Origin of the sequence: Nonomuraea sp. ZG12, assembly GCF_052068115.1 — a bacterium.
In the GTDB taxonomy this organism is placed as follows: Bacteria; Actinomycetota; Actinomycetes; order Streptosporangiales; family Streptosporangiaceae; genus Nonomuraea.
The window spans coordinates 49,443-75,526 of record NZ_JBQHCW010000032.1; the positions used below are offsets into that span (position 1 = coordinate 49,443).

Consider the following 26,084-nt stretch of genomic DNA (forward strand, 5'->3'; position numbering starts at 1 on the left):
CCCTGTGCCGGTCAGGGGTCCGTCAACAGGGTCAGGCGCTGCGGGAGGGCGGTGTTCCGCCGGTCGCCCAGGCGGCGTACGGCGAGCTCCAGGGCTTCGCGTTGCCCGACCAGGACGACCCAGGTCCTGGCCCGGGTGATGAGGGTGTAGAGAAGGCGGCGGCGGAGCATGATGCCGCCCGATTCGGCGACGATGGGGGCGACGACGAAGGGGTATTCGCTGCCCTGGGAGCGATGGACACTGATGGCGTAGGCGTGGGTGAGCTCGTCCAGCTCGTCGAAGGCGTACTGGACCTTGTGGGCGTCGTCCGTCAGGAGATCCACCAGCCGGTCTCTCGGGTCGATCCCGGTGACGGTGGCTATCTCGCCGTTGAAGACGCCCTTGTCATAGTTGTTGCGGATGGACATCACCCGGTCGCCGACCCGGAAGACCGTGGAGCCGTACCAATGCTCGTCGACGTCGTCCCTGTGCGGGTTGAGGCGGTCCTGGAGTCTGCGGCCGAGCTCGATGGTGCCGGTCTCGCCCTTGCGCATCGGGCACAGGACCTGGACCTGCTCGGGGCGGACGCCCTGCTTTCTGGGGATCGCCTCCGTCGCCAGGTGGATCACCCGCTCGGCCACGACGGCCGGATCGTCCAGCTCCTCGAACCAGAAGCCGCCCCCGCCCGGCAGGTACGGCAGCTCGCCGCCGCGGATGCGGTGGGCGGCCTGCACGATGCCGCTGTCCTGCGCCTGCCGGAAGATGTGCGTCAGCCGGATGCGCGGGATCTCCGCCACGCTGAGCACGTCGGCCAGCACCCTGCCGGGCCCGATGCTGGGCAGCTGGTCGCTGTCGCCGACGAGCAGCAGGTGGCTGCCGGACGGGACGGCGGCCGTCAGCCGGGTGGCCAGCTGCAGGTCCAGCATGGACGCCTCGTCCACCACGATGAGATCGGCCTCGGCGGGGACCTCCTGGAACAGCATGCCGTCCTCCAGGTCGGGCTGCCGGGCGAGCATCCGGTGGACGGTCATCGCGGGCAGGCCGGTGAGCTCCGACAGGCGCTTGGCCGCCTTGCCCGTCGGCGCGGTCAGCGTCACCCTGCCGCCCATCGCCCGCACCGTGGCGGCGATGGCGGCGACGGTGTGGCTCTTGCCGCAGCCGGGGCCGCCCGTCAGCACGGACACGGTGCTGGTCAGCACCAGGTTGACGGCGGCGCGCTGGTCCTCGTGCAGCCGCTGGTCCTCCGCGAAGGGCCGTAGCCGCAGCGTCGAGCGGGCGTGGAGGAGCCGGGCCAGCTGCGTGGCCAGCGCGACCTCGCGGCTGTGCTCCGGCTTGCCGTAGACGACCGTCTGGCTCGCGTCGGCCATGGACGCCTCCACGACCACCCGGCGCTCGGCGTGGAGGGCGTCGATGGCCCGCCGGATCGGCTCCTCATCCTGCTCGACCAGGGCCGACACCTGGGCGACGAGGGCCCGCAGCGCGACGAAGCAGTGGCCGCCGCCGGCCGCCGCCGCCTCCAGCCGGTCCACGACCGCCGCCATGATCCGCTGTCTGCTGCTCGCCGGCACCCCGGAACGCAGCGCGATGCGGTCGGCGGTGTGGAAGGCGATCCCCCGCACCCGGCCCACCAGCTGGTAGGGGTCGGTGGTCAGGACACGCAGCGCGTCGTGACCGTACGACTGATAGATCTTGGTGGCGAGCAGGGGGCTGACGCCGTATCCCTGCAGGGCGACCATCAGCTCGGCGACGGCCTTCTGCTCGGCCCACGCCTCGACGATCTGCGCCTGCCGGATGGCGCCGATGTTGACGACCTCACGCAGGCGCTCCGGCTCGGCGTCGATGACCTTGAGCGTCCGCTCGCCGAAGTGGCTGACGATGGCGTGCGCCAGCCGGGGCCCCACGCCTCGGATCAGCCCGGACCCCAGGTAGAGGGTGATGGCGCGGACGGAGGACGGCGCCACCCGCTCGCACCTTTTGACCAGCAGCCGGCCGCCGTAGCGGGGGTGCTCGCCCCATTCGCCGGACAGCAGGAGCCGCTCCCCCGGCTGCGCTCCCCCGAGCGCCCGCCCGGAGGCGACGAACGCCCCCGCGTCGTCGGAGCTCATCCGGGCCACGGTGTAGTCGTCCTCGCCGACGTGCACGAGCTGCTCGACGGAGGCCTCCACCTCCGCCTGCTCCGGTCTCGCGAGCGCCGTCACGCTGAACTCCCCGCCATCGCCGGCATCCGACGCACGGACACTAACTCCCCGCTACGACAGTCCCGCGCCGCACCCCGCCTATGCCGTGCGGCCGATGATGTCGGTGACGGAGGACAGGCGGTGCCGGCGGGCGCGGCGGGCCAGCTGCCGGTGGATGCGCGCGGCCCACAGCGGCCCGCCGTAGATCCAGCCGGTGTAGCCCTGCACGAGGGTCGCTCCGGCCAGCAGGCGCTCCCAGACGTCGTCCACGTCCTCCACGCCGCCGACCGACACCAGCACGATGCGGTCGCCCACCTTGGCGCGCAGGCGGCGCAGCACGTCGAGGGAGCGGGCCTTGAGCGGGCGGCCGGACAGGCCACCGGTCTCGCCGGCGTGCTTGATCGTGGTGTTGGTGGCGATGATCCCGTCGAGCCCGAGCTCCAGGGCCAGCGCGGCGACGGCGTCGACGTCCTCGTCCGCCAGGTCCGGGGCGATCTTGACGAGCAGCGGGGTGCGGCGGGGGGTGCCGTCGGCGACCTCCTTGACCGCCGTCAGCAGCGGCCGCAGCAGCGAGACGGCCTGCAGGTCGCGCAGGCCGGGCGTGTTGGGTGAGCTGACGTTGACGACGAGGTAGTCGGCCAGCGGCGCGAGCTTCCTGGCGCTCGCCACGTAGTCGGCGACGGCCTCGGACTCGGGCACCACCTTGGTCTTGCCGATGTTGACGCCCACCACGACCGGCACCCCGCGGGTCCGGCGCAGCCTGCGTGCGGCGGCGGCGGCCCCGGCGTTGTTGAACCCCATCCGGTTGACGACCGCCCGCTCCGGCACCAGCCGGAACAGCCGGGGCCGGGGGTTGCCCGGCTGGGCGTGCGCGGTGATGGTGCCGACCTCGACGTGCGCGAAACCCAGCGCGGCGATCCCTTCCGCGCACGCGGCGTCCTTGTCGAACCCGGCGGCCAGCCCGAGCGGGCCGGGGAAGTGCACGCCGAAGGCGCTCACCCGCAGGATGGGGTCGTGCGGGGCGAACATCCGGTGCAGGAGTCGCTTGAGCAGGGGCAGCCTGGCGAGCAGCGCGAAGGCCCTGACGGTCCGGTGGTGCACGGTCTCGGCGTCGAACCGCCGCAGGACCCACATGAACAGGAGGCGATACATCACAGGTCAGGCTACCAATCCGGCTTCATGGGCGACGATCGCGGCCTGGACGCGGTTGCGCACGTCGAGCCGGGTGAGGATGGTGCTGACATACGCCTTCACGGTGCCTTCCACGATGTGCAGCCGCCGGGCGATCTCCGCGTTGGACAGTCCGGCGCCGACGAGGGCGAGCACCTCGCGCTCGCGCTCGGTGAGGCCCTCGATGCGGTCGCGGGCGGCGGCGCCGCGTGCCATGCGCCCGCCGGCGAGCCGGCTGATGACGCGCTGGGCGACCTTGGGCGACAGGTAGGCGGCGCCGTCCGCGACGGCGTGCACGCCGGCGATGAGCTCGCGCGGATCGCCCGACTTGAGCAGGAATCCGCTCGCCCCCACATCGAGCGCCTTGGCGATGTAGTCGTCCTCGCCGAATGTGGTCAGCATCACCACGGCCACCCCCGGCGCGGCCCGGCGGATCTCGGCCGCCGCCGCGAGCCCGTCGAGCCGGGGCATCCGGATGTCCAGGAGCGCCACGTCGGGGTGGTGGCTGATGGCCAGGTCGACCGCCTCCCGCCCGTCGGCGGCCTCGGCGGCCACGTCGAGCTCCGGATCCGAGGTCAGGATGGCCCGGATCCCGGCGCGGATCATGGCTTCGTCGTCGGCGAGCAGTATGCGAATCACCTGTCTATAGTGGCCGACATGGCTCAGGTGAAGGTTTACGGGCGGCGTGACGTGTGGGCGGGGCGGCAGCGAGAGGTGTCGGATCTGCTCCACTCCTGCCTCGTCAGCGCCTGGGAGTTGCCGGAGGACAAGAGGTTCCACCGGTTCCTGCTGCTGGACGCCGACGACCTCATCTGCCCGCAGCGCGGCGAGGGCTACCTGATCATCGAGGTGGTCTGTTTCACCGGCCGCAGCGATTACGCCAAGCGCACACTGATCCGGACGATCTACGAGACCCTCCCCTACCCGGCCGACGACGTGGAGATCACGATCATCGAGATGCCGAAGACGAACTGGGGGATTCGCGGCGTTCCGGCAGAGGAGTTGAGCTTGCCGTACAACGTGGAGGTCTAGCCACAGGGGTGAGGGTCAGGGGCGCACCTGGACGAGCGGTATGGTCCGACTCATGAGCACTCACTATGACGTCGTCGTTCTCGGCGCGGGTCCGGGGGGATACACGGCAGCGGTCCGCGCCGCCCAGCTCGGCCTGCGCGCAGCGGTCATCGAGGAGAAATACTGGGGTGGCGTCTGCCTGAACGTGGGCTGCATCCCGTCCAAGGCTCTCCTGCGCAACGCCGAGCTCGCCCACATCTTCAACCATGAGGCCAAGACCTTCGGCATCAACGGCGAGGTCACCTTCGACTACGGCGCGGCGTTCACGCGCAGCCGCAAGGTGGCGGACGGCCGGGTCAAGGGCATCCACTACCTGATGAAGAAGAACTCCATCAAGGAGTACGACGGCCGCGGCACCTTCCTTGACGCCAACACGCTGCAGGTGAACGACGAGACGATCACCTTCGACAACTGCATCATCGCCACCGGCGCCACCACCAGGCTGATCCCCGGCACGTCGCTGTCGGACCGCGTGGTGACGTACGAAGAGCAGATCCTCAGCGAGGAGCTGCCGGAGAGCATCATCATCGCGGGCGCGGGCGCGATCGGCGTGGAGTTCGCGTACGTGCTGCACAACTACGGCGTCAAGGTGACGATCGTGGAGTTCCTCGACCGGATCGTGCCCCTGGAGGACGTGGAGGTCTCCGCCGAGCTGGCCAAGCGCTACAAGCGGCTCGGCATCGAGGTGCTCACCTCCACCCGCGTCGAGAACATCGAGGACAACGGCTCCTCGGTCAAGGTGACCGTCTCCCGTGACGGGCAGCAGCAGGTGCTCGAGGCCGGCAAGGTGCTGCAGGCGATCGGCTTCCAGCCGCGGGTCGACGGCTACGGCCTGGAGAAGACCGGCGTCGCCCTCACCGACCGGGGCGCCATCGCGGTCGACGGCCGGCTGCGCACCAACGTGCCGCACATCTTCGCGATCGGCGACGTCACCGCCAAGCTCATGCTGGCCCACGCCGCGGAGGCGATGGGCGTCATCGCCGCGGAGACCATCGCGGGGGCCGAGACCATGGAGCTCGACTACGTCATGATCCCGCGCGCCACCTACTGCCAGCCGCAGGTGGCCAGCTTCGGGCACACCGAGGCGCAGGCCCGCGACCTGGGCTATGACGTCAAGGTGATCAAGTTCCCGTTCACCGCCAACGGCAAGGCGCACGGCCTGGGCGACCCGAACGGCTTCGTCAAGATCCTCAGCGACGGCGAGCACGGCGAGCTGCTCGGCGCCCACCTGATCGGCCCCGAGGTCACCGAGCTGCTGCCCGAGCTGACGCTGGCCCAGCAGTGGGACCTCACGGTGCACGAGGTCGGCCGTAACGTGCACGCCCACCCGACCCTCGGCGAAGCGGTCAAGGAGGCGATCCACGGCCTGGCCGGCCACATGATCAACATGTGACAGGAGCCGCCGCGGAGATCAGTGATCGGTGCGGGATCCCGTGCCGATCATTGCCATGCCCACAACCCCACCCCGATGAGCAGCAGAGCGACGACGTTCGCGACGGCGCGGACCGTGTTCCAGCGGGTCCAGCGGGGCCCGTAGCCCTGCCAGTCGAGCTCGCCGGCGTCGAGCGCGTTGTTCATCGGCACGTTGAGCACCGCCGTCGGCAGGAACGAGCCCAGGGCGTAGACCACGCCGGCCGCGATGAGCCAGATCGCGGCCTCGGTCTCGCCGAGCAGCAGCAGGAGCACGCCCGCGCCCGCCGAGGCGAACGGCGACAGCACGAACAGGGTGAGGAACCCCGGGTTCAGGATCTTGCGGTTGATGCTGCGCATGGCCGAGGCGGCGGGTGCCGGGTCGATCGCGTCGAGGCCCGGCGTGATCGAGTTGGAGAACGCGAAGAAGATGCCTGCCATGAGACCGTTCATCAGCAGGGCGAGGGCGGCCACGATGGGGGCCAGGACGGACAGCATGCCCCTATGATCCCGCTTCGACCCGTCGGCGCACCAGGCGAATTCAGGCGGATCAGGCGGATTCAGGCGAAGAAGCGGCGCAGTTCGCGGGCCACCACATCCGGTTCGCCGCCCAGGTCGGTGTTTCCGGAGCCGCCGTGGTCGAGGCCCGCGAACTCGACCCGCCTGGCCCCCGGCATGACCCGCTCCAGCGCGTCGAGGGCGGCCTTCAGGTAGGCGGGGCTCTTGGCGCCGCCGAGCAGGAGCGCGTCCGCGCGCACGTCCCGCTGGGTCTGCGCCAGCTCGGCGACCAGGCGCGCCTCGTGGCGCAGGGTCGGGGCGAGCATCCGCATGGTGACGTCGCCGGGTCCGGCCCTGCCGTCCTGCGCCGCCATCATCCGGCCGGTCAGGAACTCCAGCAGCGGACGCGGCATGAACCGGAAGACCGACGGCCCCATCCGCGCCGCCCGCATGGCGGTGACGAGCGCCGCCGCGACCCGGCCCGCGGCCATCTCCCGCTCGTAGCGGGCCACCCAGTCGGTGGGCGCGGGGCCGTCGGCGAACAGGGGCGGCTCGTAGACGGCCACCTTGCGGACGGCCGGCAGCGCGGTCGCGGCCCGCAGCGCGACGAGCGCGCCGACGCTGACCCCGAAGACCCACTGGGCGCCCGTGGCCGTGAGGACCGCGTCCAGGTCTTCGACCTCCCGCTCGCTGTCGTGCGCCGCGCCGTAGGGGCCGCTCAGCCCGCGGCCCCGGCGGTCGGGCAGGTAGACCGTGTGCGTGCCGGCCAGGGCCTCGGCCAGCTGCCGGTGGCTCTGCGCGGACTCCATCTGGCCGTGCAGCACCACCAGCGCCGGGCCGTCGCCGAGCCGGTGATAGCCGATGACGGTGCCGTCAGCGGAGGTGACGTGACCGGTTTCCGTCGCGTTCGTCATGGTCGCTCCTCCCGGGCGAAGAACTCCAGCCAGGTCCGGACGTACTCCGGCTGCTGCAACGACTCGATCAGCCCCACGACGAAGCGGCGCTCGGCCTCCAGCAGGGACAGCCGGTAGTCCTCCTCGATGAGGAACACCCAGCCCACCCCCTGCTCGGCCGCGCCGCGCATCAGGTCGCGGATCTCGCCGAGCTCGCCGTCCAGGGCCCGCTCCCGCTGCCGGAGCAGCTCCACGGACTCCTCGGGCGAGAGCACGCTCAGCAGCGACAGCGCCACCCCGAACCGGGGATATTCGTGCTGCGGCTCGCTGACCAGCTCCCGCATCCAGTCGTACAACTCGGCGCGCCCCTCGTCGGTGAGCGCGTAGAGGGTGCGCTCGGGCCGCTGGGTGTCGCGCACGGTGGCCTGCTCGGCGATGAAGCCGGCCTTGCGCAACTGCTCGACGACCATGTAGAGCGAGCCGCGGTTGTACTTGATGTTGCGGTCCTGACCGCTCTCCTGCAGCCGCCGTCCCAGCTCGTACGGATGCGTCGGCTCCCTCATCAGCCAGGCCAGCACCGCCAGCGCCAGCGGATTGGCCACCTTCCGTTTCTTCACCGTGTCGACCCTCCTTAGTCAGGATCAACTATCCGCCTTCAAATAGTCAGTGTCAACTATAGATAAAGTTGGGCCCGCCATGACGAACATCGACGCACCGCCACAGGCAGTGGGAAACCGGCTCGGTTGGCTGGACGCGTTACGCGGCGTCGCCGCCCTCGTGGTGGTGTACGAGCACGCGCTCAACCCGCTCTACCCGGAGCTGCGGGAGGTCACCGGCCCGTGGTTCGACGCCGGGATGTACGGCGTCATGGTGTTCTTCCTCGTCAGCGGCTACGTCATCCCGGCCTCGCTGGAACGTCACGGCAGCGTGTCCGGCTTCTGGATCGGCCGCGTGTTCCGGCTCTATCCGCTGTGGGCCGTGGTGGTGACCGCCGCCCTGCTGCTGGCGGCCACCGGCATCGACCCCCTGCACATCTGGCTGACGGACCGGCCCGCCTCGGCGGTCCTCGGGCACCTCACGATGCTCCAGGACCTCCTGAACGTGCCCAACGTGCTCAACGTGCTGTGGACGCTCTCGTACGAGATGGCCTTCTACCTGCTGGTCACGGCGCTCTACCTGGCCAGGGCGCATCTGCGCAGCGCGGAGATCGCCTGCGGGTTCGGGGTGGTGGCCGTGGCGGCGGGCGGGGTCCTGCCCTCGGTGCTGCTGTCGCGTGGCGCGGACGCCACGCTCGCCACCACGCTGGCGGTGATCGCGCTGGCGGGCGGCGGGCTGGCCGGGGTGCTGAGCTCCCGCGCGCTCCTGCGGCGGGCGGGCGCGGCGGCGCTGGGCCTGGTCACGCTGGGGCTGCTCGCGGTCAACGGGCGGATCCCCGCCTGGCAGAGTCTGATCATCCTGGCGACGATGTTCGCCGGTACGGCGCTCTACCGGGCCCGGTCCGGCGAGATCGACCGATCGCGGGCGCTCGCCCTGGCCGGGAGCGTGCCGGTGGCCGCCGTCGCCGCGGGGATCTGGCACAGCCAGGACTTCCCGTGGGCATGGGTGATCACGGTGGTGGCCGCCTGGGCGACCTTCGCGGCCGGGATGCTGCTGGCCGGGCGCCGGGTGCCCGCCGTGTGGGCGTGGCTCGGGATGGTCAGTTACTCGGTCTACCTCCTGCACCCGATCCTGCTGGAGATCGTCGACGGGCTGCTCGCCGATCCGGCGGCGGTCGCCTGGCCGTACCGGGTGGGGCTGGGCGTGGTGACGCTGGCGGTGCTGCTGGGATGCGCGGCGGGGACGTACCGGCTGGTGGAGGTGCCGGCGCGGCGCGCGGGACGGCGGCTGGCCGCGCGCGGCCGCTGACCGTCACAGCGGGAACCAGCCGTTGCCGAGGTGCCAGTGGCCGCCGGCGCGCAGGTGGCCGACGATCGCGCGCTCCAGCGTGGTCCGGGGGGTCAGGGCGTCCACCGGCAGGCCGGGATCGCCGAAGACGAACTCGATCGGCCCGTCGCTGGGCTGCTCGTCCCGGTAGCCGGGGCGGAAGCGGCGCTGGAAGCCGACGATGTTCGAGCCGGCCGGCAGGTGATCGGCCAGCTGCGGGTCGAGCAGCCAGGAGTGGCAGACGGCGACGGTGTACGGCTCCTCGGGGAAGTGACGGGGGAAGAAGTCGCGGGCCCGGGTCAGCGAGTCGTCACAGGCGGCGGGCGTCAGCGGGCCGGAGAAGTCGGGAATGTGCAGGCTCAGCGCAGGGTCGCCAGGGCCGACGGGCAGCGCGGCGGCGACCGCCGTCCCCATCCGCGTGCCCAGGGTCGCCCGCTGGAACTGCAACCGTCCCAGCTGGTAGACCTCGCCGCGGAAGTGCAGCTTGAGCCAGGAGGGATGGACCACGCCGCCGACGCCGTGCCGCCTGCGGTGCACGGCGAGGTTGCGGCCGAGGTCGGCGAGGGTGTGCCGGGAGATGTCCGCCGGGATGCCCCGTTCGCGGTGGTAGGCCCGCACGTACGGCAGCGTCGCGACGAAGACGAAGGCGTAGAAGTAGTGGTCGAGAAAGGGCAGGTCGGGCAGGTCGAAGGGGTCGTCGACGGCTCCGATGCCGCGCACCAGCCGCTGGACGCACCGCTCCAGCAGCCACCGGAGCTCGGGATCGGCCCGCAGCTCCCCGGCCAGCGCGAGCAGCGGGTTGACGTCCTCGTACGGGACGGCGAGATCCAGCAGGACCTCGGGGGTGGGCAGGACGATCTCGACGTCCGGGAGGTCGTCGTCCTCCAGGGCGGCCAGCCAGGCGGCCGTCCGGGGGGCCGCGCGGAGGGGGTCGAGGGTGGTCGTCACCGGCGTGTTCTCCTGTCTCGTGCATACCTGGTCAGTTACGGTCGGTCATGTTCCCCGGTGAGATGCCTGGCGTTATGTACTGATTAATCCGATCTGGTTACCGTGCCCCGCATGAGACGTGCACTGATCGCCCTCGGCGCCGCCGCGCTGGTCAGCGGCCTCGCCGCGCCCGCCGCCGCCACCCCCGAGCCCCGCGAGTTCGGCAGGGCCACCCTGACCGGGTTCGCGACCCTCCCCGCGGAGACCTTCGTGCCCGGCAGCGAGGCGTCCGGCGCCGCCCTCGGCTCCGCACCGGTCAACGGGCTCACCCCACCCTTCGCCGGGCAGCCCGTGCAGGGGTTCAGTGGCATCGTGCGCCGGGGCGGCGGCGTCTACGACATGCTGTCCGACAACGGCTTCGGTGCCAAGGCCAACAGCGCCGACTTCCTGCTCCGGGTGCACCAGGTCAAGCCTGACCTGCGCACCGGCGCGGTGAAGGTGCTCGGCGGGTTCGGCCTGAGCGACCCCGACCGCCACATCACCTTCCCGCTGACCCGCGAGGACCGCAAGCTCACCGGCGCCGACTTCGACGTGGAGTCGATCGTCCGCGCCGCCGACGGCACCTACTGGATCGGCGACGAGTTCGGCCCGTTCGTGCTGCACTTCTCCTCCTCGGGCACGCTGCTCGACGCGCCCGTCCCGCTGCCCGGCGTACAGGCTCCGGAGAACCCGTTCCTCAACGGCGCCCAGCCCAACCTCGGCCGCAGCAAGGGCTTCGAGGGCATGGCCCGGTCCGTCGACGGCAAGCGTCTCCACCCGCTGCTCGAAGGCACCGTCAGCGGCGACCCGGCGGGCACGCTGCGGATGTACGAGTTCGACCTGCGGAAGAAGCAGTACACGGACAAGCGCTGGGCCTACGAGCTGGACGCCGCGAACCACGCCATCGGCGACGCCGTCGCCGTCGACCGGCACCGCTTCCTGATCATCGAGCGTGACGGCGCTCAGGGCGACGCGGCCAAGGTCAAGCGCGTCTACCTCGCCGACACCCGCGACCGCGACCGCGACGGGGCGATGGACAAGACGCTCGTGGCCGACCTGCTCGACGTGGCCAACCCCAAGGGCCTCGGCGGCTTCGGCGAGACCTTCCGCTTCCCGTTCGAGACGATCGAGGACGTGGCCATCCTCGACGACCGCACGCTGATCATCGCCAACGACAACAACTTCCCGTTCTCCTCCGGCCGCACGGCCGGCAAGGCCGACAACAACGAGTTCATCACCGTACGACTCAGCCGGCCGCTCAAGGCCGACCACCGCGCCCTGCGCGGGTAGTGCTGGATCGACCCCCGCCTGCGAGCCATCCGGCATATTTCACCGCAGAAGACGCGTAACAACCGGAGGGCTCGCACCACTACCTGGTGTCAGAAGAGCGCATCCGGGACGAAGGGGCGGGGCGGTGACGGATGATGAGCACCGGTTCACCGGCATGTACGACGAATGCCGGCAACGCGTGTGGGCGTACGTGGTCAGTCGTGCGGGCCGGCAGGTGGCGGACGAAGTGGTGAGCGAGACCTTCGCCATCGCCTGGCGGCGGCTGGAGGACGTACCGGAGCCGGCCCTGCCGTGGCTGCTCGGGGTCGCGCGCAACGTGCTGCGCGACAACATCCGCGCGCAGGCGCGGCGGGAGGCTCTCGGCGCGGAGCTGCGCGCCTGGACCGAAGGCGACGTGACCGGCGACGTGACCGGCGATGTGGCCGACAAGGTCGCCGAACGGATCAGCGTGCTGCGGGCGCTGGCCGAGCTGCCCGAGGACGACCGGGAGATCCTCGTCCTGGTGGCCTGGCAGGGGCTGTCCCCGAGGGACGCCGCCCGGGTGATCGGCTGCTCGTCGGCCGCGTTCCGGGTCCGGCTGCACCGTGCCCGCAAACGGCTCGGGCAGGCGATGGAGTCGCCCCCGCCGCCCCGTCCCCGCGTGCCGAGCCTCAAGGAGGAGTGGTCATGAACCCCATCGACGAGCTGCGTGCCGCCCGGCCCGCCCATCTGGGCGACGCGCCGGTGGACGAGCGCACCAGGGCGGCGGAGCTCTCCTACGCCATGTCGCGGCCCCGGCAGGCCCGTCAGAGGCGCAAGACCAGGCCGGTGTGGGGCATCAGCCTGGCCGGCGCGGCGGCCGTGACGGCGGCCGCCGTCGTCGTGACGGGCACCGGTGGCGGCACGCCGCCCGCCCCCGACGCGGCCCGAGCCACGACCGCCCTGTCCACGACCACGCCGCCCACGACCGCTCTGTCCACGACCGCACCGCCCGCCCCCACGCCGTCCACGGCTGCGCCGAAGGTGACGCTGTCGGCGCGGGAGGTCCTGCTGGCCGCCGCCGAGAAGGCCGATCGCCAGCCGGACGACACGGCCGCCTACTGGCACACGGCATCGGTGAGCCGCTCGCTGTACAAGGCCGTGGACGGCGGCTACCTGGTCTGGGACCGATCGCGCATCGAAGGCTGGACGCCCAAGGCCACCGGCGGCGACCAGTGGAGCCGCAACCGGTCGCTGGGCGCGCGGCCGGCCACGGAGGCGGACGAGACGGCGTGGCGGCAGGCCGGCTCACCGGCCGAGATCAAGGTCGAGATGCCGGCCAAGATGGGCGAGCTGACCCTGTCCACCTCTCCTCGCGCCGCCAAGACCGGCCACGCGCCGCTCGTCGACGGCGACAAGGTGTTCTGGCTGGGCCGCAACGTGACCATGAAGGACCTGCGCGGCCTGCCCTCCGACCCGGGTGAGCTCAAGGCGTGGCTGCTGCGCTCCTACGGCGGGCACGGCACCGAATCGTCGAGTGACCCGATGACGGCCGACGTCTGGCTGTTCACGGTGAGCGCGGGGCTGATCACCGACATGCCGGTCACGCCGGAGGTGCGCGGGGCCGCCTTCCGGATGCTCGCCGGCCTCGACACGGTCGAGGTCATCGAGAACGTCACCGACGCCGAAGGACGTCAGGGCACGGCGGTGGCGATCGAGCAGACCGTGCGGACCAAGGACAAGAAGTCCACCGGCGTCCTGGAGAACCGGCTGATCTTCGACCAGGCGACCGGCCGGGCGCTGGCCAACGAGAGCGTCGTGGTGAAGCCCGGCGGCTACCAGGCCGCTTTCGAGCCTGGCACCGTCTGGAACTCGACGGCCGTGCTGGAGGCCGGCTGGACCGACAGCAAGCCCTGAGCCTGCAAGGAGGCGTGACACCCGCCGGCAAGAAGGATGAAAGCGGTCCATCCGACAGTACGGTCACCATCGCAGGAAAGGACCGCTCCAATGTCGATCTCCCGCCCCCTCGCAGTCCTGGCCACCGTCGCCGCCGTCCTCTCGATCGCCCCCGCCGCCGCCCAGGCGGCGGCCCACTCCGACGCGGTCTCCGCCGGCGAGACGGCACGCGCGTGGGGCCCCTACTACGCCCCCGGCAACCAGGCCAGGACGGCGGGCTCGCTCGTCGCGTCGGGCGAGGACCACGCCGACATCCCGACCGCCGACACGGTGAAGATCTCCGGCAAGCTGTACGACCAGACCCGCAGGACGTCGACCTGTGGCTGGGCGGTCTTCCGCATCACCTACAAGGCCCCCGGCAACAACCTGCCGCACAAGCACCGCAGCATCAGGGACTGCTCCTACCGGACGCCCGCGTCGTACTCGTTCTCCTCTCACGACGTCTACCAGGTGGAGCTCAAGGTCTGCGCCGAGGGCAAGGGGACCAAGCCGTCGCTCAACTGCCTGTACGCGGGCACCTGGAAGACGCTCTACCTGTCGAAGTAGCCCTTCAGGGGACGCCGCGAGACGCGCGGCGTCCCCTCTGAGCTGCACGGACGCAGTGGATAATCCAGAACGGACCTAGTTGCTAGGCTGAGGGCATGACCGCCATGGCACCAGCCCGCACAGAACCGGACCTGTCGTTCCTGCTGGACCACGCCGGCCACGTCCTGCGAACACGGATGGCGGCGGCGCTCGCCGAGATCGGCCTGACGGCACGCATGCACTGCGTGCTGGTGCACGCCCTGGAGGCCGAGCGCACGCAGATCCAGCTCGCCGAGATCGGCGACATGGACAAGACGACGATGGTGGTCACGGTCGACGCCCTGGAGAAGGCGGGGCTCGCCGAGCGCCGCCCGTCCAGCACGGACCGGCGGGCCCGCATCATCGCCGTCACCGCGAAGGGCGCCGAGGCGGCGAGGCGGAGCCAGGAGATCGTCGACGCCGTGCACCGGGACACCCTGGGCGCGCTGCCCGACGACGAGGCCGAAGTTCTCGTCAGGGCGATGAACCGACTGGTCAAGGGCCATCTGGCCACTCCCGTGGAGGCTCCGCAGTCAGCCCGCCGATCGCGGCATCGTACAAAATAGATCCGTCGAGGATCGTCTATAACAAAACTATCTGCTACGGTCTCTCCTGTTCCTCTTTGAACAGGAGACGGCCATGTCGTACACCGCACCTTCCCCTCCGCGCACCGGATCCCGCGGGCTCGCGCTCGCCGTGCTCTCGGCCGCGATGCTCATGACGATCCTGGACGGCAGCATCGTGACCGTGGCGATGCCGGCCATCCAGCGGGACCTGGGGTTCTCGCCCGCCGGGCTGAGCTGGACCGTCAACGCGTACCTGATCGCCTTCGGCGGGCTGCTGCTCCTGGCGGGCCGATTGGGCGACCTCGTCGGCCGCAAGGTCATGTTCCTGGCGGGGAACGCGGTCTTCACGGCGGCGTCCCTGCTGGCCGGGTTCGCCACCGGGCCCGGAATGCTGATCTTCGCCAGGTTCGTCCAGGGCGTCGGCAGCGCCATGGCCTCCGCCGTCGTGCTGGGCATCCTGGTGACGTTGTTCACCGATGCCAGGGAGCGCGCCAAGGCGATCGGCGTGTTCAGCTTCACCGGCGCCGCCGGGGCCTCCATCGGCCAGGTGCTGGGCGGGGTGCTCACCGACGCGCTCAGCTGGCACTGGATCTTCTTCATCAACCTCCCGATCGGGCTGGCCACGATCGCGCTGGCCATCCGGGCACTGCCCGACGAGCGCGGAGCCGGGCTCGCCGCCGGAGCCGACGCGCTCGGCGCGGTGCTGGTCACCGGCGGGCTGATGCTGGGCATCTACACAGTGGTCAAGATCGAGGAGTACGGCTGGCTCGCCGGGCGCACACTCGGCCTCGGAGCCGTGTCGCTGGCCCTGCTGGCCGCGTTCTTCGTCCGCCAGGCGCGGGCCAGGACTCCGCTGATGCCGCTGCGGATCCTCCGCTCGCGCAACGTCTCGGGCGCGAACGTGGTCCAGATGCTGACGCTGTCGGCCATGTTCGCCTTCCAGATCATCGTCGCCCTCTACATGCAGAAGGTCCTCGGGTACGGCGCGCTCCCGACCGGCCTGGCGATGCTGCCCGCGGCGGTGTCCATCGGCGGTGTGTCCCTGTTCGTCTCGGCCCGGCTCAACACCCGCTTCGGCGAGCGGGCCGTCCTGCTGGCGGGCCTGCTGCTCCTCATGGGGGCGATGGGCTGGCTCACCCGTGTCCCGGTGCACGCCGACTACGTCACCGACCTGCTCCCGGTGATGCTGCTCATCGCGGGCGGCGGGCTGGTGCTCCCGGCGCTGACATCGCTCGGCATGTCCGGCGCCCGCGCGGACGACGCCGGCCTCGCGTCCGGGCTGTTCAACACCACCCAGCAGATCGGCATGGCCCTCGGCGTCGCCGTGCTGACCACGCTGGCCGCCTCCCGCACCGACGAACTGCTCGCCGCCGGCAGCGGCGAGGCGGCGGCGCTGACCGGCGGCTACCGCCTGGCCTTCACCATCGCCGCCGCCCTGCTCGTGGCCGCCTTCGCCGTCACCCTCGTCGTCCTGCGGCAGCCGAGAGCGCCCCAGGCTCGATGATCCAGCCGCTCGCGTGATCTCGGAGCGGTACGGCGGCGTCACGCTCTGGCGTGCGCCGCCTCGACAAACCAGTCGAAGACCGGCGCCAGGCTCTCGGGGGCCGGCCAGCCGTTGATGACGGCCAGCCGCTGGAGATAGGCCTCCCTGCGGGGATCGTTCGCCGCCTCCACCCTGGTCAGCAGTCGGCGCAGGAGATCGGCGTCGTCGGGGCGGCCGGACAGGTCCGCGTACTGCTCCCTGATCGCCGCGACGACGGCGTCAGCCCGGGGCGAGGCCGGATCGACGCCCGCCGCCAGCGCCGGCCCGACCCGGTCCCGCACCACCGCGGCGAAGTGGCGGCGCAGACCGGCCCCCTGACCCTCGGCGTGCTGCTCGGCGATCCGCCGCATGACGGCGCGGAAGTCCGGGTCCTGGGACAGCTCGGCCAGCTCCACCCACGCCTCCACCTGCTCGGGCTCGGGGTTGTCGGGCAGCTCGGGGGTCATCGAGCTCCTGATCCCGTCGAAGGGTTCCAGGCCGCCGAAGGCGGCGTCGAGGAAGTCGGCGATCAGCCGCCGGCGCTCGTCCTCCGACAGCTTGGCCAGCTTGTGCATGAGATCCATCTCCTCAGGGGTCGACCCGCGCTTGGCCACCGCCGTCAGCACCGCCCGCCGCAGCCGCAACGTCCGGATCTGCACCGCCAGCGCCTCGGCGTGCGCCGCGGCGACCTCGGCGAGCGAGACCTCCCGGTCCACGACCTTCCGGATGGTGGGCAGGTCCAGCCCCAGATCGCGCAGTGTCCGTACGTGATCCAGGCGGGCGACGGCGTCGATGCCGTAAAGGCGGTGGCCGGCGGGGCTACGGGTGGTCGGCGGCACGAGACCGCAGTCGGCGTAGAACCTGATGGCCTTGACCGTCAGCCCGGTCCGCCGCGCCAGGTCGCCGATCGAGTAGAGCGTGTCGCCGTCCATGCCCCCCACCTTCGCGCCTCCCCTTACTGGAGATTCAACCCCTCAGGGATTCTCTCGGCTCTGTACGCACGCGCCCGGAGAACAGGTCCCGGGTCAGACCACCTCGGTATTCCGAAAAGTCGCCTTATATCACCTCGGAGGCAACTCAAGGCAGGTCAGACGCGAACCTCGCCCGGGCGGTTCCCGTCATAGCCTGAATAGTCAGAAATGACCGGAGTTATCGGAGTGCCTACCGGAGTGATAACGAAGGTGTAAAGATATGCCCCGTGCTACTTCACCTGGACCGCACGTTCGAGAGTGCTGACGCCGAGGCGGAGCACCGCATCGCGGAGCTCTACCGGGAGTTCGGCGGCCCTCTGCTGCGCCACATACGCAGGTCGACCGGCAACGATCTCCAATGGGCCGAGGACGTCGTACAGGAGACGCTCGTCAGGGCCTGGCGTAACTCAGCGAGACTGCAATGGGAGCCCGGCCTCATTTGGGCTTGGCTGCTCACCGTGGCCCGCCGCATCGTGATCGACGGGCGGCGGCGCAGGAGCGTCCGGCCTCAGGAGGTCGAGCCGCCCGAAGTCGACATGCTGGCCGTCCCGGACGGAGCCGAACGATCTCTGTCGGCGATCGTGGTCGCGGACGCGCTGCGCAGCCTCACGGAAGAACACCGCGAAGTCATCGAGCAGACCTACCTCCGGGACCGTACGATAAGTGAAGCGGCGGAAATACTGGGGATTCCGCCCGGTACGGTGAAGTCCCGGCTCTACTACGGCATCCGGGCGCTGCGCGAGGTGCTGCGGGACAAGGGGGTAGCCGGGTAATGCACGAAGAGGTGGCGGCCTACGTTCTCGGTGTCCTCGATGAGGACGACAACGAGGCGTTCGAGCGCCACCTCGACACGTGCACGGCATGCCAGGCGGAGCTCAAGAGGCTGGTCGAGGTCCCCGACCAGCTCGATGAGCTGAAGCACCTGCCCTCGGCATCGGAGGACGACCGGTCCCGCTGACCGCGGCCCGGCTCAGCCCGTCTCCAGGGACCACAGCTGATCGGTGATGTGCTCCAGGGCGCGGCGCAGACGCCTGCGGTAGGTGCTGAACGCCAGGCCGAGCTGGGCCGCCGCGGCCTCCTGCGTCGGAACCCCGTGGAAGAACGTGACCGCGACGACCCGGTGGAGGTCCGCCTGACGGGGATCCTCGCGCAGGGCGTCGACGGCGTCCGTCAGGAGCTCGTGCAGCGCCTCGGTGGCCTGGCCGGCGTCGGACCGGGCGATGAGCCTGGCGCGGGTGAGGCGGCTCGCCGCCAGGGAGTCAGGGCGGCGGATGACGCGCAGCGCGTCCCGCACCTCGGTGTCGAACTCGGTCCTGGACAGCACCTCGAACACCGGACGGCGCGGCGCGGCCGGCTGCTTCTCCCGAGGACCGAAGATCTCCTCGGCGCCCGTGAAGGCGAGCCAGTCGGCCAGCGGCATGGCCCGCCAGTCGTGCGCGTACAGAGTGTGGCGGAGACCGCCGACGGCAGGGCTGCCGGGGACGGGATGGTGGTCGGAGTATTTCATCAGCCGCCCCCAGAACTCGGGGCGCGTCCACGTGATGTAGGTCCAGGCGAGCCGATCCTGGAGCAGGAACTCCGCGACCGCCCGGTGCAGCATCAGGTCCATGATGCCGGACGGCCGCTGGTACGCCGACGGGTCGATCATGAAACGGGAGACGGCCAGGTGCTCTTCGCCACGTAAAGGCCCGGCCGCCCGGCAGTGCGCCCAGGCGGCCGCGACCACCGGGTCCGCCGCCAGCTCGGCCTCGTCGGGCGTGGTGAACCGCAGCCAGGCCAGAAACGCCTCGGGCCGGCCGGAGTCGGAGCGCCGGTGCACGCGGAAGGCCTCGGGCCTGCGGGCGAGCCAGAAGTCCACCAGAGCCGCGGACTCCTCTCCCTCGGCCTTGGCCGCCAGCTCCAGGAGATGGTGCCGGTCCCCAGGTCGGACGGTGTCCTCCGACACCGAGCCGTCCGTGGCGAAGGTGAAGAACTCGCGGGTGACGTCACCGCCGCGGTGCAGGTATTTGACGGCCTCCACGGCCGGCAGCAGGGTCCGGCTCGACGCCGCCGGCACCTGGCTCAGCAGGTGCGCGCGCATGCGGTGGTGCATGATCTCGTACCCCTCACGGTCGCGCCAGCGAAGGTCGGCGTCCAGAGCCTCGCGGAGGAGATCGTGCGGGTAGAGGCCGTCCTGCCCGGTTTCGAGGTACGGCTGAGCGCGCAGCCAGTCGAACAGCGCGTCCGTGTCCTCATCGGGCAGGACCGCGCGCAGCAGTTGCTGCGTGGTGGTGCGGGCGTGCGCGCACACCTCCAGCGCCTGCCGGTGCGCGCTGGAGGGCAGCTCGCCGACCAGCTTGCCCAGCAGTGCGGCGATCAGGTCATGGGACGGCGCCGTCCAGGTCCCTTCGCGCGCGGCCACCTCGGCGGCCAGGCAGAGCGCCAGCGGGTGGCCGCCCGCGTAGTCGATGAGCGGGCGGTGCAGCGCCGCGGGGATGCCCCGGGCGCGAACCAGCTCGACGGAATCCTCGAGATCGAGCGGGCGCAGGGTCGTCACCCGCAGCGCGCCGGCCCACCCAGGGTCGCACGCCCAGGACGGGTCCGGCTGACGGCGGCTGGCCACGACCACGCGGGCCTCGGCGGGCAGGCGGGGCAGAAAGCGCTCGCGCAGCCAGCCCTCCAGGCCCTGGCAGTGCTCGAACCCGTCGATCAGCAGCACCGGATCACGGCCGGTGAGCGCGGTGGCGGCGGCCGCCTCGAACACGTCCGGAACCGGGGCCACGGTGTGCCCGTCCACCTCGACCACCGGCCGCCCGGCGGCGCGCGCCTCGTCGGCGAAGCGCCGCAGCAACGCGGACTTGCCCATACCGCCGGCTCCGTGCAGGTAGAACACCACCCAGCCGCCGGAGCTCCCGGCCAGCGCCTCGCGGAACGACGCCAGCTCTCCCGTGCGTCCCGCGAATGCCCGGTGGCGCGCTGCCCGCAGCCGCCCGGCCAACCGGGGTGTGGTGGCCTGATGATCCCCATGGCCCATAGCGGGAGTTTACGGCGGGTCCGGCGGAAGTGAGCAGACGTGGACAGCCGATGACCTGTCGGGTGGACGGCGGTCGGCCGCAGGCTTTGCGCCGGACATTCCATTCACAAGGGGGATCATCAATGCGATCACCATCGGGGGGACGGCGTCATGCCGTCGTGCTGGGGGCCGGCATGGCCGGCCTGCTCGCGGCCCGCGTCCTGGCGACCCACTTCGACTCCGTCACGATCGTCGAACGTGATCCGCTGCCGCTCGGCATCGCGGACCGGCGCGGGGTCACCCATGGCCGGCACGCGCACTCGCTGCTGGCCCGGGGCATCGAGGTGGTGGCGGAGTTGTTCCCCGGCCTGGACGACGAGATGGTCGCGCACGGAGGGCTGCGCGCGGACATCCAGGGCCAAGGCCGGTGGTACAACGAGGGGCTGCTCCTGCGGCAGGCGCCGAGCGGCCTGATGGCGCTGATGGGCAGCCGCGCGCTGCTGGAGGGCCTGGTGCGCGAACGGGTACGCGCCTTGAGCGGCGTCGAGTTCATCGAGGAGCACGAGGCCACCGGGCTGATCTCCGATGCGACCGGCAAGCGGGTGGCCGGGGTGCGGGTCACCTCCAGCCAGTTCGGCGGCAAGGAGCGGCCGCTCGACGCCGATCTGGTCATCGACGCCACGGGGCGGGCCGCGCGGGGGCCGGCCTGGCTCGTGGAGCTCGGGTACGAAGCGCCGGCCCAGGAGCGGGTACGCGTCGGGCTGCGCTACGCCACCCGCCACTTCCGCCGCCGTCTTCAGGACGTGGACGGCGATCTGGCCGTCGTCATCAACCAGACCGACGCCATCCGGCGCGGGGGCGTCATGATCGCGCAGGAGGACGACCGCTGGCTGGTCACCCTGCGCGGCTACCTGGACGAGACGCCGCCCCTGGACCTGGCGGGGTTCCTGGACTTCGCCGCCTCGCTGCCCGTACCCGACATTCATGAGGTGATCAGGGACGCCGAGCCGGTCGGCGAGGCCGTCCCCTACCGGTTCCCGGCGAGCGAGCGGCGGCGCTACGAGCTGCTCGGCCGCTTCCCCGAGGGCTATCTCGTCATCGGGGACGGCATCTGCAGCTTCAACCCCGTCTACGCCCAGGGCATGACGGTCTCGGCGCTGCAGGCGGCGCTGCTGGGCGAGTGCCTGGGCAGCGGGGAGGCCAAACTGGCCCCGCGCTTCTTCGAGCAGGCCGCGCGGATCAACGAGGCCCCGTGGAGCGTGGTGGTCGGGGGCGACATGCGCTACCTCGAGATGGAGGGCACGCAGACCGAAGAGTCACGTCAGGCCGGCGCCTTCATGGCCCAGGTGCACCTCGCCGCCTCCCGCGACCAGGAGGTCGCGCGTACCGTCGTCCGGCTGATCAGCCTGATGGACGGGGCCGAGGCGCTCCAGGACCCGGCTTTCGTGCAGCGCGTCCTGCGCGCGATCAACTGACCATGGCGGGAGTACCGATGTCATTCATTCCCCTGACGGCGTATGTGGACAGCCTGCCCCCCGACTTCGAGGCGACCGAAAAGCGCCTCGTCGCCGAGATGGAGGCCATCATGCGCAGCAAGACCCGCACCGAAGGCGGCGGCCGGGCCATCCGCGGCGCCCACGCGGAGTCCCACGGCATCGTGCGTGCGCGGCTGGAGATCCTCGGCGACCTGCCCCGCGCGTACGCCCAGGGCATCTTCGCCCGGCCCCGAGGCTACGACGCGGTCGTGCGCTACTCGAACGGCGTGGCGCACATCAGGGCCGACCGCCTGCTGGGACCGATCTGCGGGCTGGGCCTGAAGCTGTTCGGCGTACGGGGGCCTGCCACGCTCGACGAGGACGACGACGCGCAGACGATGGACCTGGTGTTCTTCAACACGCCGACGTTCTTCGCCAACACCGCCCACGACTACCTCACGATCCAGCGCCTGATCGAGACCCTGCCCGACGCCATGAGCACGCCGCTGCTCCGTAACCACTTCCTGCAGGAGCTGCTGACCAGCGGCGGGACGGCGGAGCCGGAGAACTGGCTGTGGGACGAGCTGCTCTCCTTCCTGTCGATCCTCGATCTCGGCCGCCAGAACCTCTACCTCTACACCTACTGGAGCGTGGGCGCCTTCCGGCACGGCGACTACATCGCCAAGCTGCGCGTACGCCCCACCGAGGCGACCGCGGCGGCCGTCGTGCACCGGGAGGTGAACACGGTCCAGGATGACGAGCCGTTCCGGGACACGCTGGTGGCGGAGACCGGCGAGCGGGCGCACGAGTTCGTGCTGGAAGCGCAGCTGTGCACCGACCTGACGCGCATGCCGGTCGAGAACACCTCCGTCGAGTGGCCGGTGTCGGAGTCGCCGTTCGTCCCGGTCGCCCGGCTGTCCATCCCCCAGCAGGACATCTCGGCCGCCACCAACCTGGAGGCCGCCGACGCGACCGCCATCAACCCGTGGCGTACCCGCGAGAAGCACGTGCCGCTGGGTGAGATCAACCGGGTGCGCAAGGACATCTACACCCGCTCCGCCGCTCTCCGCCGGAAGATCAACCACCAGCCGGTACGGGAACCGGCCCACCCCTCCGACGTGCTCCGGTGGCGCGGCCCTTCGGCCCCGCCCGGTTAGTCCGCGAAGGCCGCCAGGTGGACGGCGACGTCGTCGGCGAACCGTCCGAGGAGCCGGCCCAGATCCTGGCGGTCCTGCTCGGGCCAGTCGGACAGGACGCCGGCGAACCAGTCGAGCAGGAAGCGCAGATACCGGTCCGTCGCCGCCGCGCCCTCGGGAGTCAGCTCGATGAGACGCGACCGCTGGTCGTGCTCATCGGCGACCCGGTTGACCAGCCCCCGCTTCTCGAGATCGTTCACCAGCCGCGTGACGTGCGGGCCCACGACCTCCATCCGCGCGGCGACCTCCCCCACCCGTAGCGGCCGGTCGGCGAGCTGCACCGTGATGAGCACCGACATCGCCGGCCGTTCCAGCGGGACCCCGGCGGCTTCCAGGGCGCGGTCGATGAGGTGGCCGCGGTGGAGGACGGCACCGAGATTCGTCAGCCGCGGCAGCAGCTCCGACAGCAGGTCAGATCCGTCGTTCCGCTGCTCCTCCTGCTCGTTCATGAGACTCCTTGTTGTACATGCATACCTAAGTTAGGTATATTTCTTGCCATCGACCAGCGCGCGGAGTGCCCCTCCACGCGTCGAATAAAGATACCTAAGGTAAGCACCTACAGGAGACCGGTATGAAGCAGAAGATCCTCATCTCCGGCGCCAGCATCGCGGGCCCGGCCCTGGCCTACTGGCTCCACCGCCATGGCTTCGAGGTCACCGTCGTGGAGAAGGCGGACGCGGTACGCAGCGGCGGCTACCCCATCGACATCCGCGGCACCGCGCTGGACGTGGTGCGGCGCATGGGCGTGCTGCCACAGCTCAGGGACGCCCACGTCGACAGCCGTAAGATCACCTTCCTGGGCGCCGACGGCGGCCCGGTGACCTCCATCAGGCCCGAGGCGCTGACCGGCGGGGTGGCAGGCCGGGACATCGAGGTGCGGCGCCAGGACCTCGCCTACGTCCTCTACGACACCGTCCGGAACGACGTCGAGTTTCTCTTCGGCGACTCCATCGCCACCCTGCACGACCACGACGGCGGCGTGGACGTGACCTTCGACAGCGGGGCGCGGCGCACCTTCGACCTGGTCGTCGGGGCCGACGGCATCCACTCGAACACCAGGGGCCTGGCCTTCGGCCCGGAGGAGGACTACCACCACTACCTCGGCTGCAGCTTCGCCGGATTCACCATGCCCAACGAGCTCGGGCTCTCGCACGAAGCCCTCTTCTGGAACGTCCCGGGCAGGAGCGCCGTGCTCTACGGGGTCGCCGACAGCGACGAGGTGCTGGCCGTCATGACCTTCCTCCAGCCGGAGCCGCCCCTTGACGCCTTCCGCGACCCCGGCGCCCAGCGTGACCTGGTCGCCTCGGTCTTCGCCGGCGACCAGTGGGAGATTCCGCGCATGATCGACGCCATACGCACCGCTGACGACCTCTTCTTCGACGTCGCCGGCCAGATCCACATGCCGCAGTGGTCGAAGGGCCGGGTCGCCCTCGTCGGCGACGCCGCCTTCGCCCCCTCCTTCTTCTCGGGGCAGGGATCGAGCATCGCCCTGGTCGGCGCCTACCTCCTCGCGGGCGAGCTGGCCACCAGGCCGGACCACTCGTCCGCCTTCGCGGCCTACGACGCCGCCGCCCGCAAGTTCGTCGATGAGAACCAGGCGATCGCCATCAGCGGACGCGCCGCCCTCCTTCCCCCCACCGCCGAGGATCTGGCGCTGCGCAACCAGGCGCTGCTCGGCCCGTCACTCCCGTCCGGCGACGAGGGACTGCTCGTCAACTCGTCGCTCCAGCTCCCCGAATATCCGTAGCGGTCAGGAGCGCTCCGGCTCGAAGTGCAGCGCGGTGATCCCGCAGTCGAACGGTCTCGCGGTGACCAGGCGCAGCTGCTGGTACGCGCCCTCGGTCGGGAACACCGGCATGCCGGCGCCGATCGCGACCGGGTTCACCATCAGGTGGAGCTCGTCGATCAGGCCCTTGGCGATCAGGCCTGAGACGAGCGTGCCGCCCCCGTACGTGATCAGATCTCCGCCCGGCTCGGCCTTGAGCCGGTTCACGATCTCCGTCAGATCACCGCCGGCGACGACGGCGTTCGCCCAGGGCGACTCGGTGAGGGTGTTGGAGATCACGACCTTGGGCGTGTTGTTCATCCAGTCGATGGACGCCTTGTCCTCGCCCTCCGGCTCGGCCGCCCAGGCCGGGATGAACCCCTCGGCGAGCTTACGGCCCAGCACGATGTGGTCCACCGACGCGGTGAGCGCGTCAAGATAGGCGTTGATGTCGTCGGTCCAGGGGAACGTCATCCAGTCCATCTCACCGTTCGGGCCGGCCATGTAGCCGTCCACGGTGGTCTGGACCTGGAGCTTGAGCTTGCGCATGAGCTGACTGCCTTCCGGTTCACTGTCCGCTTCCGATGACCCCACCGTGGCGGAAGACGCTTAAGGTCGCCTTCCGCCAGACTTACGGTCCCGGGCGGGCTGTCTTCAATGTGGTACGTCCCGGCGGGAGCCCAGGCACGGCAGGTCGGCCAAGCTGTAGAGAACGGCGACCAGGGACACCATGGTCACCAACCAGGCGATTTCGGCTTCAGCTCCAAAGTGGGCGTAGCCGTATCTGCCCAGTATGCCCAGCGCGCCCAGGCCGGCCATGCCCCAGCGCAGCGTGTCGAGGAGGGCGAGCCTGGGGTGGTCTTCGTAGCGGTGTACCTGCCGGAGGACGGCGTCCACGATCAGCCAGACAGTGATCAACGCGCCGACCGAGCCGGCCAAGGCGCTCAGGTAGGCGATGGGCGAATCCAGCAGACCGGAGCCCGATCGCGGGCCCTCGGACAGCACCGCGACCAGTGAGACGCAGGTCATGGTGACTGCGGCGGTGCCGGCCCGGCCGAAGGGGTCGGTGCCGGATCGCTGCAGGTGACCGAGCCCGGACGCGCACAGGGCCCAGCCGACGGGGTCGATCAGCAGGTCGAAGCCGTTGACGCGGAAACTCGCGAAAGCGACGAGGATGCCGGCGGCTATCCTCGTGACGGGCCGCGTGTGGTCAGCACTTATGGGGGTGTCGGTCAGAACCATTCGGAGCTCACCGCTTCACTGCAGACCTTGCCGGCGAGACCTCGCTGCCAGGCGACCGGGACCTGCTCACCGGAAGCCGCCGTCAGATGCCATGAACCCCAGGTCACCTCTTCTGTCTCTGAGTACATCCAGGTTCTGTAGGTGAAACGGATCGGCTGCGGCTCATGCGGTACCGCAGCGCAGTCGGTGATGGCAAGCTGCCTCCGCAGGATCTCCGTGTCACCGGATCCCACAGTGACGGAGGTGGTTTCGTCGTACGCCTCATCGACAGGCATCAGGCGGAAGCCCGGAATTTCCACCGAGATACCGGTAAGGGTGAACGGGACCAGCCCTTCGTTCTCTACAGCGATATGCATATCGGTGGACAGGAAACCATTCTCGTCCAGGTCAGCGTTGACGAATAAATCGTTGATTTCCCAGCGGATATGCGGCGTCGCTGCCCCCGACCACCACAGGGAAGTGGCGATGACGACAAGCGTCACACAACCGGAGGCTACGGC

Annotated in this window: 27 protein-coding genes; 14 read left to right on the forward strand and 13 right to left on the reverse strand. The window is 70.6% G+C overall.

Features of this window, described 5'->3' with window-relative positions; all coding sequences use genetic code 11:
• Positions 1–11 precede the first annotated feature (11 nt).
• The 3 genes from recD2 to ACTMTF_RS43880 all read right to left on the reverse strand — a co-directional run bounded on the left by recD2 (position 12) and on the right by ACTMTF_RS43880 (position 3,965).
• Positions 12–2,177 carry an SF1B family DNA helicase RecD2 gene (recD2, locus tag ACTMTF_RS43870; protein ID WP_441116014.1) on the reverse strand — a complete coding sequence of 722 codons (2,166 nt, stop codon included), beginning with the start codon at positions 2,175–2,177 and terminating at the stop codon, positions 12–14.
• 78 nt (positions 2,178–2,255) lie between these two features.
• On the reverse strand, positions 2,256–3,308 hold the full coding sequence (locus ACTMTF_RS43875) for a quinone-dependent dihydroorotate dehydrogenase (protein WP_441116015.1): 1,053 nt from the start codon (positions 3,306–3,308) through the stop codon (positions 2,256–2,258).
• Between the two features lie 6 nt (positions 3,309–3,314).
• Positions 3,315–3,965, reverse strand: coding sequence for a response regulator (locus ACTMTF_RS43880; protein WP_441116016.1), 651 nt, complete (start codon positions 3,963–3,965; stop codon positions 3,315–3,317).
• Positions 3,966–3,983: 18 nt separating this feature from the next.
• Between ACTMTF_RS43880 and ACTMTF_RS43885 the strand changes: the two genes are divergently transcribed.
• Positions 3,984–4,358: a tautomerase family protein gene (locus ACTMTF_RS43885; RefSeq protein ID WP_441116017.1), complete on the forward strand. Its 375-nt coding sequence runs from the start codon at positions 3,984–3,986 to the stop codon at positions 4,356–4,358.
• Between the two features lie 52 nt (positions 4,359–4,410).
• Positions 4,411–5,790 carry a dihydrolipoyl dehydrogenase gene (gene lpdA, locus ACTMTF_RS43890; RefSeq protein ID WP_441116018.1) on the forward strand — a complete coding sequence of 460 codons (1,380 nt, stop codon included), beginning with the start codon at positions 4,411–4,413 and terminating at the stop codon, positions 5,788–5,790.
• A 47-nt stretch (positions 5,791–5,837) separates the two neighbouring features.
• On the opposite strand, the gene ACTMTF_RS43895 is transcribed toward lpdA, so the two are convergent.
• The 3 genes from ACTMTF_RS43895 to ACTMTF_RS43905 form a co-directional block, all read right to left on the reverse strand.
• Positions 5,838–6,305 carry an anthrone oxygenase family protein gene (locus ACTMTF_RS43895; RefSeq protein ID WP_441116019.1) on the reverse strand — a complete coding sequence of 156 codons (468 nt, stop codon included), beginning with the start codon at positions 6,303–6,305 and terminating at the stop codon, positions 5,838–5,840.
• A 62-nt stretch (positions 6,306–6,367) separates the two neighbouring features.
• Complete coding sequence (locus ACTMTF_RS43900; RefSeq protein ID WP_441116020.1) at positions 6,368–7,219, reverse strand: alpha/beta fold hydrolase; 852 nt, start codon at positions 7,217–7,219, stop codon at positions 6,368–6,370.
• The gene (locus tag ACTMTF_RS43905; protein ID WP_441116021.1) at positions 7,216–7,815 is read right to left on the reverse strand and encodes a PadR family transcriptional regulator; all 600 of its coding nucleotides are present in this window, start codon (positions 7,813–7,815) and stop codon (positions 7,216–7,218) included. The genes ACTMTF_RS43900 and ACTMTF_RS43905 overlap by 4 nt, the downstream gene beginning before the upstream one ends.
• A 79-nt stretch (positions 7,816–7,894) precedes the next feature.
• On the opposite strand from ACTMTF_RS43905, the gene ACTMTF_RS43910 reads away from it, so the two are divergent.
• The gene (locus ACTMTF_RS43910) at positions 7,895–9,103 is read left to right on the forward strand and encodes an acyltransferase family protein (protein WP_441116022.1); all 1,209 of its coding nucleotides are present in this window, start codon (positions 7,895–7,897) and stop codon (positions 9,101–9,103) included.
• 3 nt (positions 9,104–9,106) lie between these two features.
• On the opposite strand, the gene ACTMTF_RS43915 is transcribed toward ACTMTF_RS43910, so the two are convergent.
• Entirely contained in the window at positions 9,107–10,069 is a 963-nt protein-coding gene (locus tag ACTMTF_RS43915) for an acyltransferase domain-containing protein (protein ID WP_441116023.1), read from the reverse strand.
• A gap of 111 nt (positions 10,070–10,180) precedes the next feature.
• Between ACTMTF_RS43915 and ACTMTF_RS43920 the strand changes: the two genes are divergently transcribed.
• The 6 genes from ACTMTF_RS43920 (at position 10,181) to ACTMTF_RS43945 (ending at position 15,925) form a co-directional block, all read left to right on the forward strand.
• Positions 10,181–11,377, forward strand: coding sequence for an esterase-like activity of phytase family protein (locus ACTMTF_RS43920; protein WP_441116024.1), 1,197 nt, complete (start codon positions 10,181–10,183; stop codon positions 11,375–11,377).
• A gap of 124 nt (positions 11,378–11,501) precedes the next feature.
• A complete protein-coding gene (locus ACTMTF_RS43925; protein WP_441116025.1) occupies positions 11,502–12,047 on the forward strand; it encodes an RNA polymerase sigma factor in 546 nt (181 codons plus the stop codon).
• The gene (locus ACTMTF_RS43930; protein ID WP_441116026.1) at positions 12,044–13,252 is read left to right on the forward strand and encodes a CU044_5270 family protein; all 1,209 of its coding nucleotides are present in this window, start codon (positions 12,044–12,046) and stop codon (positions 13,250–13,252) included. Before ACTMTF_RS43925 ends, ACTMTF_RS43930 begins: the two co-directional genes overlap by 4 nt.
• A 90-nt stretch (positions 13,253–13,342) precedes the next feature.
• Entirely contained in the window at positions 13,343–13,837 is a 495-nt protein-coding gene (locus tag ACTMTF_RS43935) for a hypothetical protein (protein WP_441116027.1), read from the forward strand.
• A gap of 95 nt (positions 13,838–13,932) precedes the next feature.
• Positions 13,933–14,421: a MarR family winged helix-turn-helix transcriptional regulator gene (locus ACTMTF_RS43940; protein WP_397017010.1), complete on the forward strand. Its 489-nt coding sequence runs from the start codon at positions 13,933–13,935 to the stop codon at positions 14,419–14,421.
• Between the two features lie 73 nt (positions 14,422–14,494).
• Complete coding sequence (locus tag ACTMTF_RS43945) at positions 14,495–15,925, forward strand: MFS transporter (protein WP_441116028.1); 1,431 nt, start codon at positions 14,495–14,497, stop codon at positions 15,923–15,925.
• A 38-nt stretch (positions 15,926–15,963) separates the two neighbouring features.
• Here ACTMTF_RS43945 and ACTMTF_RS43950 read toward each other — a convergent pair whose 3' ends face one another.
• Positions 15,964–16,875 (reverse strand): MerR family transcriptional regulator, encoded by a 912-nt coding sequence (locus ACTMTF_RS43950; protein WP_441116029.1) that lies wholly within the window; start codon positions 16,873–16,875, stop codon positions 15,964–15,966.
• A 266-nt stretch (positions 16,876–17,141) separates the two neighbouring features.
• Here ACTMTF_RS43950 and ACTMTF_RS43955 point away from each other — a divergent pair, with 266 nt between their 5' ends.
• Positions 17,142–17,687 carry a sigma-70 family RNA polymerase sigma factor gene (locus ACTMTF_RS43955; protein WP_441116030.1) on the forward strand — a complete coding sequence of 182 codons (546 nt, stop codon included), beginning with the start codon at positions 17,142–17,144 and terminating at the stop codon, positions 17,685–17,687.
• Positions 17,687–17,872: a zf-HC2 domain-containing protein gene (locus tag ACTMTF_RS43960; protein ID WP_441116031.1), complete on the forward strand. Its 186-nt coding sequence runs from the start codon at positions 17,687–17,689 to the stop codon at positions 17,870–17,872. The genes ACTMTF_RS43955 and ACTMTF_RS43960 overlap by 1 nt, the downstream gene beginning before the upstream one ends.
• A 12-nt stretch (positions 17,873–17,884) precedes the next feature.
• On the opposite strand, the gene ACTMTF_RS43965 is transcribed toward ACTMTF_RS43960, so the two are convergent.
• Positions 17,885–19,927: a hypothetical protein gene (locus ACTMTF_RS43965; protein WP_441116032.1), complete on the reverse strand. Its 2,043-nt coding sequence runs from the start codon at positions 19,925–19,927 to the stop codon at positions 17,885–17,887.
• 122 nt (positions 19,928–20,049) lie between these two features.
• On the opposite strand from ACTMTF_RS43965, the gene ACTMTF_RS43970 reads away from it, so the two are divergent.
• Together ACTMTF_RS43970 and ACTMTF_RS43975 are read left to right on the forward strand one after the other, a co-directional pair.
• Positions 20,050–21,381, forward strand: coding sequence for an FAD-dependent oxidoreductase (locus ACTMTF_RS43970; protein WP_441116033.1), 1,332 nt, complete (start codon positions 20,050–20,052; stop codon positions 21,379–21,381).
• A 17-nt stretch (positions 21,382–21,398) separates the two neighbouring features.
• Complete coding sequence (locus ACTMTF_RS43975) at positions 21,399–22,538, forward strand: catalase family protein (protein ID WP_441116034.1); 1,140 nt, start codon at positions 21,399–21,401, stop codon at positions 22,536–22,538.
• Here ACTMTF_RS43975 and ACTMTF_RS43980 read toward each other — a convergent pair.
• A complete protein-coding gene (locus ACTMTF_RS43980; protein ID WP_441116035.1) occupies positions 22,535–23,026 on the reverse strand; it encodes a MarR family winged helix-turn-helix transcriptional regulator in 492 nt (163 codons plus the stop codon). The two genes, ACTMTF_RS43975 and ACTMTF_RS43980, sit on opposite strands and share 4 nt — an antisense overlap.
• Positions 23,027–23,148: 122 nt before the next feature.
• Between ACTMTF_RS43980 and ACTMTF_RS43985 the strand changes: the two genes are divergently transcribed.
• Positions 23,149–24,324: an FAD-dependent monooxygenase gene (locus ACTMTF_RS43985; protein WP_441116036.1), complete on the forward strand. Its 1,176-nt coding sequence runs from the start codon at positions 23,149–23,151 to the stop codon at positions 24,322–24,324.
• A gap of 3 nt (positions 24,325–24,327) precedes the next feature.
• On the opposite strand, the gene ACTMTF_RS43990 is transcribed toward ACTMTF_RS43985, so the two are convergent.
• From ACTMTF_RS43990 to ACTMTF_RS44000, 3 genes are all read right to left on the reverse strand, one after another.
• Positions 24,328–24,891 (reverse strand): dihydrofolate reductase family protein, encoded by a 564-nt coding sequence (locus ACTMTF_RS43990; RefSeq protein ID WP_441116037.1) that lies wholly within the window; start codon positions 24,889–24,891, stop codon positions 24,328–24,330.
• 105 nt (positions 24,892–24,996) lie between these two features.
• A complete protein-coding gene (locus ACTMTF_RS43995; RefSeq protein WP_441116038.1) occupies positions 24,997–25,584 on the reverse strand; it encodes a hypothetical protein in 588 nt (195 codons plus the stop codon).
• Positions 25,575–26,066: a hypothetical protein gene (locus ACTMTF_RS44000; RefSeq protein WP_441116039.1), complete on the reverse strand. Its 492-nt coding sequence runs from the start codon at positions 26,064–26,066 to the stop codon at positions 25,575–25,577. Before ACTMTF_RS44000 ends, ACTMTF_RS43995 begins: the two co-directional genes overlap by 10 nt.
• Positions 26,067–26,084 lie beyond the last annotated feature (18 nt).